Origin of the sequence: Acidovorax sp. (assembly GCF_046339755.1) — a bacterium.
Lineage (GTDB): Bacteria > Pseudomonadota > Gammaproteobacteria > Burkholderiales > Burkholderiaceae_C > Acidovorax.
Genome location: NZ_JBKDTZ010000374.1, coordinates 44,199 through 56,731, shown reverse-complemented (window position 1 = coordinate 56,731; position 12,533 = coordinate 44,199). Strand labels below are relative to the sequence as shown.

The following is a 12,533-nucleotide window of genomic DNA, read 5'->3' as shown; positions in this document are numbered from 1 at the left end:
GTGCTGCCGCTGTATGCCCCCGGGGAGGATGCCGGAGTGCAGGGGCAGATCGCCCTGCATGCCGCCAGCGATGCCGAAGACGAGGCGCAGCGCGAGGCCTGGGGCCTGCCCACGCGCGAATCGCTGGAGGCCGCGCAGCGCCTGGCCTGGCGCAGCGCGCTGCAGACCCCGGTGGTCGATGTGCTGTGGCGCACCGGCGACGAGGGCGGCGAGCCGCTGCTGGCCAGCGCCCTGGTGCTGGCCCTGCAGCTCGATGGGGCTGCGCATGCGGGCGAGGACCTGCGCCTTGCGCGCAGCGTGCCCAGCGCACCCACGGCCCGTCCGCTGCCCAGCGGCCAGGCCTTGCCGGTGCACAGGCTTTCGTCCACCGCGTACTCGGACCTGCGCCATTGCCCCTATCGCTTTTTTGCGCTGCGCCAACTGGGGCTGCAGGAGGCGGAGGAGCTGGGTGGCGAGGTGGACAAGCGCGACTTCGGCAACTGGCTGCACGAGGTGCTGCAGCATTTCCACGAGGGCCTGCTGCAGGCACCGCTCGATGCCGGTCCTGCGCGCGTGCGCCGGCTCGACGCATCGGCCCAGGCCGTCACCGCCCGCCAGGGATTGCAGGGCGGCGACTTCCTGCCCTTCGCCGCGGGCTGGCCTCAGGTGCGCGATGGCTATCTGCGCTGGCTGGCGCAGCACGAACAGGCGGGGGCGGCCTTCCGGCAGGCCGAACTCCGAACCACCCAGCCGCTGGGCACGCTGGAACTGGTGGGCACCATCGACCGCATCGACGGAGTGTCGGGTACGGGCGAGGTGACGCCCCTGGTGATCGACTACAAGACCGAGAGCGATGCGGTCACGCGCCAGCGCATAGGCGCTGGCTCCGAAGACACGCAGCTGGCCTTCTACGCCGCCCTGCTGAGCCATGACACGCTGCGGGCCGCCTACGTCAACGTGGGCGAACGCGGCGAGACACAGATGCACGAGCAGGAAGACGTGGTGCACCTGCGCGATCTGCTCGTGGAGGGCATCCAGCACGACTTCGAGCGCATTGCCGCGGGCGATCCCATGCCCGCGCTGGGCGAGGGCATGGTCTGCGAGTACTGTGCAGCGCGCGGCCTGTGCCGCAAGGACTTCTGGGCATGACGAAGGCTGCATACGAACACAACGGCCAGGCCGTCTCGCGCGAGGCTTTCTATGCCATCGCCTGCGACCCGCAGCGCAGCGTGGCGGTCGAGGCCTGCGCGGGCGCGGGCAAGACCTGGATGCTGGTCTCGCGCATGCTGCGCGCCCTGCTCGACGGGGCCGCGCCGCACGAGATCCTGGCCATCACCTTCACCAAGAAGGCCGCGGGCGAAATGCGCCAGCGCCTGCAGGAATGGCTGGAGCAATTTGCCCAGGCGCCGCTGGACCAGCTTGCTGGCGAGCTGGTGGCGCGTGGCATCCACCCCGAGCGGGCTCTGGAGCAGCGCGAGGCCCTGCGCGGCCTGTACCGCCAGATGCTGGAGAGCGGCCGGCCGGTGCAGATCCGCACCTTCCACAGCTGGTTTGCCGCCTTGCTGGGAACGGCGCCGCTGGCACTGCTGCAGGCCCAGGGGCTGCCGGCCAACTTCGATCTGCTCGAAGACGATGCCGAGGCCGTGCGCGAGGTCTGGCAGCCCTTTCTGCAAGCGGTGGACAGCAACGCCGGCCTGCGCGCCGACTACGAAGCCGCCGTGTTCCGCCATGGCCGTTCGCAGACGCACAAGGCGCTCGCGGCGGCCCTGTCCAAGCGCGTGGAGTTCGACCTGGCCGACGAGGCCGGGGTGGTCGATGCCTCGGTGCCGCCGTTTTCCGAGCACTGCCCGGAGCTGGCGGGCCTTGCCAGCCCTGCCGATGCATTGCGGGGCGACCTGGTGCGCCGCCGCTGGCTCGACCGCGCCCAGGCCCTGGGCGCCGAGTCCGACAACTCGCCGCAGAAGGCGGCCGATGCCATCGTCGATGCCTTTGCCTGCGACGACCTGGACCTGCGCCTGGACCTGCTGCGCAAGGCGATGTTCGTCGCCAAGGAAGACCGGCTGTCGAAGAACCTCGAAAAGTTCGCCGCCGCGCAGGAGGCCGAGCCCGAGCTGCAGCGCCTGCTGCTGGCGCGCCGCCAGCACGATGCCTGGCAGCACCAGCAGCGAATGGCGCGGCTGGCACGCTGCCTGATCGCGGAGTTCGCCGCCGTCAAGAACCGGCACGGCTGGGTGGACATGAACGACGTGGAGCGCACGGCCCTGGTGATGCTGGCCGACCCGGTGCTCAGCGGCTGGGTGCAGGAGCGGCTCGACGCGCGCGTGCGCCACCTGCTGGTCGACGAGTTCCAGGACACCAACCCGCTGCAGTGGCAGGCCCTGCACGCCTGGCTGTCGGGCTACGCAGGCTCGGGCGGTGGGGCCGCGGCGCCCAGCGTGTTCATCGTGGGCGACCCCAAGCAGAGCATCTACCGCTTTCGCCGGGCCGAGCCGCAGGTCTTCATTGCGGCGCAGGCTTTCGTGCGCAATGGCCTGGGCGGTGACCTGCTCAGCTGCGACCACACGCGCCGCAACGCCCGGGGCGTGATCGCCGCGGTGAACGATGCCCTGGGCACGGCGCAGGCGCAGGGCGAGACCAGCGGCTTTCGCGACCACACGACCGAATCCACCGACCCGGGTGAGTTGCTGCGCCTGCCCGCCATCGGCCCCCTGGACGAAGAGGGATCTTCAGGCCGCAGCGGCCTGCTGGCCTGGCGCGACAGCCTGACCGAACCGCGCCACGAGGCCGAGGAAACCCAGCGCATGCGCGAATGCGAGCAGGCCGCGCGCTGGGTGGCCGCGCAGATCGCCGGTGGCGTGGCGCCCAAGGAGGTGCTGGTGCTGGCGCGCAAGCGCGACCGCCTGGCCTCCATGCAGGACGCGCTGCGCGCCCTGCACCTGCCCTGTGTGCAGCCCGAGAAGGCCGAGCTGTTCGATGCGCCCGAGGTGCAGGACATGGTGGCCCTGCTCGACGCCCTGGTCTCCACCGGGCATGACCTGTCGCTGGCGCGTGCACTCAAGTCGCCGCTGTTCGGCCTGGGGGACGATGCGCTCGTGGCCCTGGCCCTGCTGCGCCGCCAGCCCGAACATGCGGGATGCAGCTGGTACGAGCTGCTGCAGCGCCCGGAACTGGTGCACGCCACGCCAGCGGGCCCTGCCGGCCCGGTGCTCGCGCAGTACAAGGATTGGGTGGACACGCTGCCCCCGCACGATGCGCTGCATGCCATCTATGCCCACGGCGATGTGCTGGCCCGCTTTGCGGCGGCGGCACCAGCCACCCAGCGCGCAGTGGTGCAGGCCAACCTGCGCGCCCTGCTGGCGGCCGCGCTGCAGCACGATGGCGGGCGCTACCTCACGCCCTATGCCTTTGTGCGCGCCATGAAGAAGGGCGGGGTGCGTGCGCCCGGCCGCGTGGATGCGCAGGCCATCCGCCTGCTCACGGTGCATGGTGCCAAGGGGCTGGAGGCCGAGTGCGTGCTGCTGCTCGACACCGACACCCGGCCGCAGAAGGCCGAGACCATGGGCGTCCTGGTGGACTGGCCGGGCGAGCAGGCCGTGCCCACGGGTTTCGTGTTCCTGGCCAGCGAATCGAGCCCGCCGCCCAGCGCGGTCGATGCCCTGGCCTTGGAGCAGCAGGCACGCCAGCGCGAGGAACTCAACATGCTCTATGTGGCCATGACGCGGGCCAAGCACTGCCTGGCTCTGTCGTCGGTGCAGCCCGCAAGCTCTTCCCCCGGCAGCTGGTGGAACCGGCTGGCCATGCTGGTCGAGGAGGTGGATGTGTCCCGGGAGGCGGGGGCTGGGGCCGAAGCGGCCGTGGCCGGGGAGGTGCAGGACGTCTTCGCTGTGGCCGGCTTGCCCGTGCTGCCCCCCGAGCTGGGCCAGGGCCGCAAGGGCGAATCGGGCGCGGGCCTGGTCGAAGGGTTCGGGGGCCTGGGCGAGGGCGGCCGGACCGGACCGCGGGAATCGACCCCCGAATCCCGCCTGGGCGAGGCCATGCACCAGTTGCTGGAGCAGGCCGGGGTGGCCGGCATGGCGCTGGCCCAACTGCGCCACCAGGGCTGGCCGCCCGCGCGCCTGGCGCGCCTGGCGCAGGACCACGAGATCACACCCGCCGCGGCCGCACGCGCGGCGCAGCTGGCGCAGCGCATCCTGGCGGGCGAGGGCGCCTGGGCCTGGGATCCGGCCGAGGTGGACAGCGCCATGAACGAGGCGCCGCTCAACCACCAGGGCCAGAGCCTGCGCCTGGACCGGCTGGTGCACCGCCGCGGCCCCGTGGGCGGCTGGTGGGTGCTCGACTACAAGAGCGCCGCCCAGCCCGAGCGCCAGCCCGGCCTGGTGGCGCAGTTGCAGCGCTACCGCGAGGCGGCGCGTGCGCTGATGCCCGGCGAGCCGGTGCACGCGGCCTTCCTGACCGGGGACGGGCGCATGGTCGTGGTGCCTGCGGATTCCGGTGTGGCGGGTGGGGCGGCTGGCGTGGGGCATACTCTCGCCCCCGCCGCACCTCCGCCGCCCGTGCCCGCCAGGCCGCGCCGGGCGCCGCCTGCGGTGGATGATTCGCCCCAGGGTTCGCTGTTCTGACCCCTGCCGTTGTTCCGATTTCCGAAAGCCCACCACCATGAATCCAAGCACCTCCACAGCCCAGGACGCGGCCGCCCCGGGCCTGGCCTGCGACGTCGCCATCGTGGGCGGCGGCCCGGCCGGCCTGATGGCGGCCGAGGCGCTCGCGCAGGCCGGTGTGGCCGTGCACCTGTTCGACGCCATGCCCTCGGTGGGGCGCAAGTTCCTCCTGGCCGGCAAGGGTGGGCTCAACCTCACCCATTCCGAGCCGCACGAGGTCTTTGCCACCCGCTTTGCCGGCCGCGAGCAGCAGGTGGAGCCGTTGATCACCGCTTTTGGCGGGCCTGCCATCCGCGAATGGGCCAAGAGCCTGGGTGTGGAGACCTTCGTGGGCACCTCCGGCCGCGTGTTCCCGGCCGACATGAAGGCCGCGCCGCTGCTGCGCGCCTGGCTGCAGCGCCTGCGCAGCCAGGGCGTTCAGTTCCACATGCGGCATCGCTGGCTGGGCTGGGCCGATGCCGGGCAGGGCGGTGCGCTGCGTTTCGCCACACCCGCTGGCGAAGTCGCCGTGAGCGCGCGCGCCACCGTGCTGGCGCTGGGCGGCGGCAGCTGGGCGCGCCTGGGTTCCGATGGTGCCTGGGTGCCGCTGCTGGAGGCGCGCGGCGTGGCCGTGGCGCCGCTGCGCCCGGCCAACAGCGGCTTCGACGTGGTGCGCACCGATGCGCCTGCCGGCGAGACGCGGCGCGACTTCCTGCGCGAACTGATAGGCCGCACGCCGGCGCCCACCGTGGGCTGGACGCCGCATTTCACCGAGCGCTTTGGCGGCCAGCCGTTCAAGACGGTGGCCATCGCTTTCACCGACAGCGAAGGGCGCAGCTTTCCTCGCCGGGGGGAGTTCGTGGCCTCGGCCACGGGCGTGGAAGGCAGCCTGGTCTATGCGGTCTCGCAGCTGCTGCGCGACGAGATCGAGGCCCATGGCCACGCCACCTTCCACCTCGACCTGCTGCCCGACCACACGCCCGAACGCGTGCTGGTGGAAGTGCGCCACCCGCGCGGCTCGCGCTCGCTGTCCAGCCACCTCAAAAGCCGCCTGGGGCTCGATGGCATCAAGGCCGGCATCCTTTACGAGCACCTGGGCAAGGACGGCATGGCCGACCCGGTGGCCCTGGCCCACGCCATCAAGGCCCTGCCCGTGACGGTGGTGGCCGCGCGGCCGCTGGACGAAGCCATCAGCACGGCCGGCGGCGTCAGCTTCGAGGCGCTGGACGCCCACCTCATGGCCACGGCCGCGCCAGGCGTGTTCTGCGCTGGCGAGATGCTGGACTGGGAAGCGCCGACCGGCGGCTACCTGCTCACCGCCAGCATGGCCAGCGGCAAGGTGGCGGGCGAGGGCGCACTGCGCTGGCTGGCCCAGGCCCGCTAGGGCCTTCGCGACCCCGAAATCAGTGTTGACAGGCCTAGTGTCCCGAGTTGGAAATTCGTTGAATCAATCTCCCGACAATCGCCGCCATGCGTTGTTACAAATGCGCGCCATGCCACCCGGCATGGCTGTGCTTTGCGCCTAGCCTGACAGCGATTTCGGCAGATTTCTTTCTTCAACGGACTTCCAACTCAGGACACTAGAACTTGGCCCGGTAGTACAGCATGGGGCCGCCCTTGCGGGCGCGCAGCACCAGGCGCGAGCCGCTTTGCAACTGCACGCCGACGGCACCGAACTCAGGTGTCAGCCCGCCGGTTTTCGAGCTTGCCCATTGCATTTCCAGGCGCGTGCCGTACAAGGGTTGCTGCGACTGCCGGATCAGGCCCAGAGCGTCCGGGGGCGTCTGCGTGCCCTGCGGCGTGCGGGCCCAGGCCGAGATGTCAAACTGGCGCCCGCTTTCCAGCCGGGACCTCCAGCGCACACCCATGTCCAGGCTGGCGGGTGCGCCGGCTTCCGCGGCCAGCGGCGCTGCGCCTGGCGCAGGTGCGCTCAGGCCCAGGGACAGGCCGAAGCCGGCGCGCGCCTGTGGCGAGAGCCAGCGCGTGATGTCCAGGTGCTGGGTGTTGGGGGCGCTGCCGCCCAAGCCGCCCGACAGGGAAGGGTTGTTGCGTGCAGGGTAGTCGCCGAAGTCTGGCAGCACCGCGCTGTTGACCTCATAGGCCGCGGGCAGCCTGGTGGCGGTCTCTTCCTGCAGGCTGGACATCGCTGCGTCCCCGAAATTTTGCGCATCGGCTGCGGCCGCCAGCCCGGTGCCGAACAGGAGCATGCCCGCGGCGCACACGGGCCGGAACCAGGGGCGGGCAGGCATGCCTGCTGCTGCGGCAGGGCCATGGAAATGCACCGTTGTGCTGCGGCGGGCATGGGACACTTGCGCGGTCGTGGCGGTGGACATGGCAGCACCCGAAAGGAGGGATAAGCGATGTCACAAAGTGTGCGCCTGTCGGATGCTGGCGGAAAGGGCCAGCGACGCAAAACTGTGTCGGACAGCACCGACACGGTTGAAAAAGCACGTTTTCTGGAAGGGGCCGTTGCCAGCGGTTGGTCGCGAAGTGCGCGCACGTGGCGCCTCGCGCCCGGGAGCTGCGCGCACGCGCGGCAGCAAAGAAGAAGTTGACGAGCCTTACCCCCGGCACTGACTCCACAGTTAGGGCTGCTTGGTTCCCCACCTGACCCGGTTGGCCGCTTTACCATGCGGGGAGGCCCGTCAGCGGCTATTGTAGCGGGTGCGAAGCCGCGGGCCGGCTTCGATGGCCTGTTTGTCCTCGCGGCCATGGGTTTTTTTCCATGGATCAGACCTGGCGGCAGGGCTCACCCCAGCCTGAACACGCTGACCAGCCGCTCCAGCTTGGCGGCCTGCAGGTTGAGCGATTCGGCGGCCGAGGCCGCTTCTTCGACCAGGGCGGCGTTCTGCTGGGTGACCTGGTCCATGTTGGAGATGGCCACATTCACCTGGTCGATGCCCGAGGACTGCTCCTGGCTGGCGGCGGCGATCTCGCTGATGATCTGCGTGACCTGCTGCACGCTCTTCACCACCTCGGTCAGGGTGCTGCCCGCTTCGTCCACCAGGCGCGTGCTTTCGCCCACCTTGTTGACCGAGGCATCGATCAGCACCTTGATCTCCTTGGCGGCTGCGGCGCTGCGCTGGGCCAGGGCGCGCACTTCGCTGGCCACCACCGCAAAGCCGCGGCCCTGCTCTCCGGCGCGGGCTGCCTCCACCGCGGCATTGAGCGCCAGGATGTTGGTCTGGAAGGCAATGCCATCGATCACGCCGATGATGTCCACGATGCGCTTGGAAGAGTTGTTGACCTCGCCCATGGTGCTCACCACCTGGTCGACCACGCTGCCGCCGCGCACCGCCACCTGGGACGCGGTGTTGGCCAGCTGGCTGGCATGGCGCGCGTTGTCGGCATTCTGGCGCACGGTGCTGGTGAGCTCTTCCATCGAGGCGGCGGTCTGCTGCAAGGCGCTGGCCTGCTGCTCGGTGCGCGCCGACAGGTCGTTGTTGCCCGCTGCGATCTCGGTCGAGGCGGTGGCGATGGACTGTGTGCCCGAGCGCACCTCGCTCACGATGTTGGCGATGCTGGTGCGCATGCCCTGCATGCCGTGCAGCAGGCTGGACTGGTCGCCGGGATGCAGAGCAATGTCCATGGACAGATCGCCCTGCGCCATCTGCCCGGTGATGCGGGCGGCGTACCAGGGCTCTCCCCCCAGCTGGCGCAGGATGCCGCGCGATATCAGCATGCCCACGCCCAGGAGCAGCGCGGCCAGTACCACCGCGCCCATTCCGAACTTGATGATGCGCTCGTTGACGGCCGAGTTCACCGTGTCCACATACACGCCCGAGCCCACCACCCAGCCCCAGGGCGCAAAGCCCTTGACGTAGGATGCCTTGAGCACCGGATCGGTGCTGCCCGGCTTGGGCCACAGGTAGAGCACGAAGCCCGCCTCGCGGGCCTTGACCACGTTGACGAATTCCACGAACAGGCGCATGCCCGTCGGGTCCTTGTTGTCCGAAAGGTCCTTGCCATCGAGCTCGGGGCGGATCGGGTGCATCACCATCACCGGCTGCATGTCGTTGATCCAGAAATACTCGTTGCCGCTGTAGCGCATGGCGCGCAGGCTGTCCTTGGCCATCTGCTGGGCCTGGGCCTCGGGCATCTTGCCGGCCTTGGCCTGCGCGTGGTAGTGGACGATGAGGCTGTGTGCCGACTCGACGTTCTGGCGCACGCTGCTCTTGCGCTCCTCCATGATGAGGCTGCGCTCAGAGCCGAGCACGATGGCGGTGATGACCGCGATTCCGGCGAGTGCGCAGGCAATCAGAAGGCCCATGCGCCTGGCGACGCCCATGGGCCGCCTCTGGGAGGTATCCACCATATACAGCCACCTTCCGTTGTGCATCGGCCACCGCCACACCCAGGCAGCAAGCCTTGGCCCATGCTAGGCAGTGTGTTGCAGGATGTACATAGGATCGGCCCGCAGTGTTTTCCCGGTTGCCAGCAGCGGGTTTTGGGCGGTGGGAGCAGGTTCCGATGGCGGGCCAGGGTTGTGCAGGGGCATCCGCGGACCCCCTTAGAATCAAGCCATGTCCTATCTCGTGCTCGCCCGCAAGTACCGCCCCCGCAATTTCACGGAAATGGTGGGGCAGGAGCACGTGGTGCAGGCGCTCACCAACGCGCTCACCCAGCAGCGGCTGCACCATGCCTACCTGTTCACGGGTACGCGGGGGGTGGGCAAGACGACTGTCTCGCGCATCCTGGCCAAGTCGCTCAACTGCCAGGGGCCGGACGGCACGGGCGGCATCACCGCCACGCCCTGCGGCGTGTGCCAGGCCTGCACCGACATCGACAGCGGCCGTTTCGTCGACTACACCGAACTCGACGCCGCCTCCAACCGCGGCGTGGACGAGGTGCAGAGCCTGCTCGAGCAGGCCGTGTACAAGCCGGTGCAGGGGCGCTTCAAGGTCTTCATGATCGACGAAGTGCACATGCTCACGAACACGGCCTTCAACGCCATGCTCAAGACGCTCGAAGAGCCGCCCGAGTACCTGAAGTTCGTGCTCGCCACGACCGACCCGCAGAAGGTGCCGGTCACGGTGCTGAGCCGCTGCCTGCAGTTCAACCTGCGCCCCATGGCGCCCGAGACGGTGCTCGGCCACCTGACCCAGGTGCTCGCGGCCGAGAACGTGCCCGCAGAACCCCAGGCGCTGCGCCTGCTGTCGCGCGCCGCGCGCGGTTCCATGCGCGACGCGCTGTCGCGCCCCGACCAGGCGATTGCCTTCGGCAGCGGCCAGCTGCAGGAGGCCGGCGTGCGCCAGATGCTGGGCGCGGTGGACCGCTCCTACGTGTTCCGCCTCATCGAGGCCCTGGCCCTGGGCGATGGCAAAACCGTGGTGGAAACCGCCGATGCGCTGCGCATGAACGGCCTGTCTGCCGCCTCCACCCTGGAGGAAATGAGCGCCGTGCTGCAGCGCATGGCCGTGTTCCAGGCCGTGCCACAGATGGTGGGCGCCATCGATGCTGACGACCCCGAGGCCGCCGAAACCGCGCGCCTGTCGGCCGCGATGCCGGCCGACGAGACACAACTGCTGTACAGCATGTGCCTGCATGGCCGCGGTGAGCTGGGCCTGGCACCCGACGAGTATGCGGCCCTGACCATGGTGCTGCTGCGCCTGCTGGCCTTCAAACCCCCGGCCGGCGACGGCCCGGCGGAAAAAAAAACTCTGACGCGGCCTGAACCCGCGGCTTCGACCCCTGCCGCAGCCCCGGTTGCTGCTGCTGCGCCGTTGCCGGCGGCGCCAGCGCCAGCAGTTGCAGTGGTGCAGGCGCCAACCGCCCCTGTGGCCGCACCGCCGGTTGCGGTGCCGCCAGCCGCAGCCGTTCCGGCGCCCACCCCTCCTCCTGCGGTGGCCGCCGCGGCTCCGCAGGCCACGGCGCTGCCGGTGCGTACGCTCGACGATTTCGACCGGCAGCACGGCGGGCCTGGTGACGAGGGCGCTGGGCGCGAGTCCGCCCGGCCATCGCCATCCTCATCCGGCGCGTCCGCCACGGCAGTGGTCGAGCGCCCGGCGGCGGCCGATGTGGTGTCCATCCCTGTGCGCAGCATGTCCGCCGAGCCCGGTGCGCGCCTGCAGCCCACGGCAGCATCGCCTTCTTCGACCACGCCGGCCTCGGCCCGCTACACACCGACCGAAGAGGGCGAGGTCTGGTACACCACCGTGCAGTCCCTGGTGGCCGCCGAGGCCATCACCGCGCTGGTGCGCGAACTGGCGCTGCAGTCGCAGCTGGTGGCGCGCGATGGCGCCCACTGGCTGCTGCGCGTGGAACGCGAGTCGCTCAATCAGCCCACGGCGCGCGAGCGCCTGCGCAGCGCGCTGGAGGCAGCGGGCCACGCCACGCAGATCACCGTGGAAGTGGGCGTGGTGATCGACAGCCCTGCCCGCCGCAATGCCGCTGCCGCTGCCGAGCGCCAGCGCGTGGCCGAAGAGATCGTCATGAACGACCCCTACGTACAGTCCCTGCTGCGCGACCATGGCGCGAAAATCGTGCCCGGCAGCATCAAGCCTGCGTGAGCCGTTTTCAGCGATACCGATACCGATAGATAGACAGTCAACAACCTCCAACCCAAGGACCACCACCATGTTCAACAAAGGACAACTCGCCGGCCTGATGAAGCAGGCCCAGGCCATGCAGGACAACCTGAAGAAGGCCCAGGACGAACTGGCCTTCATCGAGGTGGAAGGCGAATCCGGCGCCGGCCTCGTGAAGGTGCTCATGACCTGCAAGCACGACGTCAAGCGCATCACCATCGACCCCAGCCTGCTGGCCGAGGACAAGGACATGCTCGAAGACCTGGTGGCGGCGGCGTTCAATGCGGCCGTGCGCAAGGCGGAAGAGACTTCGGCGGAGAAGATGGGCAAGCTGACAGCAGGGATGCCAGGCCTCCCCCCCGGCATGAAACTGCCTTTTTGAGGGCTGGCTACCGAGCGGCCTTCATGCGTCGTTGGGCGGTGCTCGCAATCCTCACGTACAGGAAGTACGTTCCGGTTGCTGTGCTCCGTCCGCCTAGCCCGAAGACCGCTCGCCACGCCCTTGAGGGCTGTGGTGGGCTGGCTACCGAGCGGGCAATCTGCGTCGTTGGGCGGTGCACGGAATCCACACGTACTTCAAGTACGTTCCGGTTCCTGCGCTCCGTACGCCTAGCAGCTTATCCCGCTCGCTACGCCCTTGAGGGCGGGGTGTGAGGGCAGGGGCGGCGCATCGTTCGCTTTGCTCACTGGCGCCTGGCAGACTTCGGTTTTTTTACGGGCACTTGCTGCTTACACTGGGCCTATGGCTTCTTCTTCTACCAACTCCCTTGATGTTTTGATCCAGGCGCTCAAGCGGCTGCCGGGGGTGGGGGTGAAGTCCGCCTCGCGCATGGCCTTCCATCTGCTGCAGCATGACCGGGAGGGCGCCGAGACCTTGTCGCGGGCGCTGCATGAGGCGGTGGAGTCGGTGCACCATTGCAGCCGCTGCCATACCTTCACCGAGGCGCCGGTGTGCAGCACCTGCCTGGACCCGGAGCGCGATGCCACGCGGCTGTGCGTGGTGGAGACGCCGGCCGACCAGTCGGCGCTGGAGCGCACCGGGGCCTTCAAGGGGCTGTACTTCGTGCTCATGGGGCGGCTCAGTCCGCTCGATGGCATCGGCCCCAAGGAAATCGGGCTGCACAAGCTCATTGACCGGGCCAGCGATGTAACGGTGCAGGAGGTGATCCTGGCGACCAACTTCAACGCCGAGGGCGAGGCGACGGCGCATGTGATCAGCGAGGCGCTCAAGGCCCGGGGCCTGCATGTCACGCGGCTGGCGCGCGGCGTGCCAGTGGGCAGCGAGCTCGAGTATGTGGACCTGGGCACCATCGCGCACGCACTGGTGGACCGGCGGTGACAGCGGCTATTGTCTTTTGCGCCGCTTAGAATCCCGCCCCATTACTATCAA

Annotated in this window: 8 protein-coding genes and 1 other RNA gene; 6 read left to right on the top strand and 3 right to left on the bottom strand. The window is 69.5% G+C overall.

What is annotated here, in order from left to right; translation table 11 throughout:
- The 3 genes from ACK59X_RS32340 to ACK59X_RS32330 all read left to right on the top strand — a co-directional run.
- The coding region (locus ACK59X_RS32340) for a RecB family exonuclease (protein ID WP_409963200.1) at window positions 1-1,128 on the top strand (1,128 nt) is incomplete at its 5' end.
- Window positions 1,125-4,598 carry a UvrD-helicase domain-containing protein gene (locus tag ACK59X_RS32335; RefSeq protein WP_409963198.1) on the top strand — a complete coding sequence of 1,158 codons (3,474 nt, stop codon included), beginning with the start codon at window positions 1,125-1,127 and terminating at the stop codon, window positions 4,596-4,598. The genes ACK59X_RS32340 and ACK59X_RS32335, both read left to right, overlap by 4 nt.
- Window positions 4,599-4,635: 37 nt before the next feature.
- Window positions 4,636-6,000: a TIGR03862 family flavoprotein gene (locus ACK59X_RS32330; RefSeq protein WP_409963196.1), complete on the top strand. Its 1,365-nt coding sequence runs from the start codon at window positions 4,636-4,638 to the stop codon at window positions 5,998-6,000.
- Window positions 6,001-6,196: 196 nt separating this feature from the next.
- Here the strand turns inward: ACK59X_RS32330 and ACK59X_RS32325 are convergent, their stop codons facing one another.
- The 3 genes from ACK59X_RS32325 to ACK59X_RS32315 all read right to left on the bottom strand — a co-directional run bounded on the left by ACK59X_RS32325 (window position 6,197) and on the right by ACK59X_RS32315 (window position 8,904).
- Window positions 6,197-6,949 (bottom strand): hypothetical protein, encoded by a 753-nt coding sequence (locus tag ACK59X_RS32325; RefSeq protein ID WP_409963194.1) that lies wholly within the window; start codon window positions 6,947-6,949, stop codon window positions 6,197-6,199.
- Between the two features lie 217 nt (window positions 6,950-7,166).
- Window positions 7,167-7,263, bottom strand: an RNA gene (gene ffs / locus ACK59X_RS32320) — signal recognition particle sRNA small type.
- Between the two features lie 102 nt (window positions 7,264-7,365).
- On the bottom strand, window positions 7,366-8,904 hold the full coding sequence (locus ACK59X_RS32315) for a methyl-accepting chemotaxis protein (RefSeq protein ID WP_409963192.1): 1,539 nt from the start codon (window positions 8,902-8,904) through the stop codon (window positions 7,366-7,368).
- Between the two features lie 235 nt (window positions 8,905-9,139).
- Between ACK59X_RS32315 and dnaX the strand changes: the two genes are divergently transcribed.
- The 3 genes from dnaX to recR all read left to right on the top strand — a co-directional run bounded on the left by dnaX (window position 9,140) and on the right by recR (window position 12,482).
- Window positions 9,140-11,125 (top strand): DNA polymerase III subunit gamma/tau, encoded by a 1,986-nt coding sequence (dnaX, locus tag ACK59X_RS32310; protein ID WP_409963190.1) that lies wholly within the window; start codon window positions 9,140-9,142, stop codon window positions 11,123-11,125.
- A 67-nt stretch (window positions 11,126-11,192) separates the two neighbouring features.
- Window positions 11,193-11,525 (top strand): YbaB/EbfC family nucleoid-associated protein, encoded by a 333-nt coding sequence (locus ACK59X_RS32305; protein WP_409963188.1) that lies wholly within the window; start codon window positions 11,193-11,195, stop codon window positions 11,523-11,525.
- Window positions 11,526-11,885: 360 nt separating this feature from the next.
- Window positions 11,886-12,482, top strand: coding sequence for a recombination mediator RecR (gene recR, locus ACK59X_RS32300; RefSeq protein ID WP_409963186.1), 597 nt, complete (start codon window positions 11,886-11,888; stop codon window positions 12,480-12,482).
- The last annotated feature ends 51 nt before the right edge of the window (window positions 12,483-12,533 follow it).

What these genes read in the sequence shown, in the direction of transcription:
- ACK59X_RS32335 (WP_409963198.1), top strand. Translation starts at nt 1,125, where the DNA reads ATGACGAAGGCTGCATACGAACACAACGGCCAGGCCGTCTCGCGCGAG.
- ACK59X_RS32330 (WP_409963196.1), top strand. Translation starts at nt 4,636, where the DNA reads ATGAATCCAAGCACCTCCACAGCCCAGGACGCGGCCGCCCCGGGCCTG.
- ACK59X_RS32325 (WP_409963194.1), bottom strand. Translation starts at nt 6,949, where the DNA reads ATGTCCACCGCCACGACCGCGCAAGTGTCCCATGCCCGCCGCAGCACA.
- ACK59X_RS32315 (WP_409963192.1), bottom strand. Translation starts at nt 8,904, where the DNA reads ATGGGCGTCGCCAGGCGCATGGGCCTTCTGATTGCCTGCGCACTCGCC.
- dnaX (WP_409963190.1), top strand. Translation starts at nt 9,140, where the DNA reads ATGTCCTATCTCGTGCTCGCCCGCAAGTACCGCCCCCGCAATTTCACG.
- ACK59X_RS32305 (WP_409963188.1), top strand. Translation starts at nt 11,193, where the DNA reads ATGTTCAACAAAGGACAACTCGCCGGCCTGATGAAGCAGGCCCAGGCC.
- recR (WP_409963186.1), top strand. Translation starts at nt 11,886, where the DNA reads ATGGCTTCTTCTTCTACCAACTCCCTTGATGTTTTGATCCAGGCGCTC.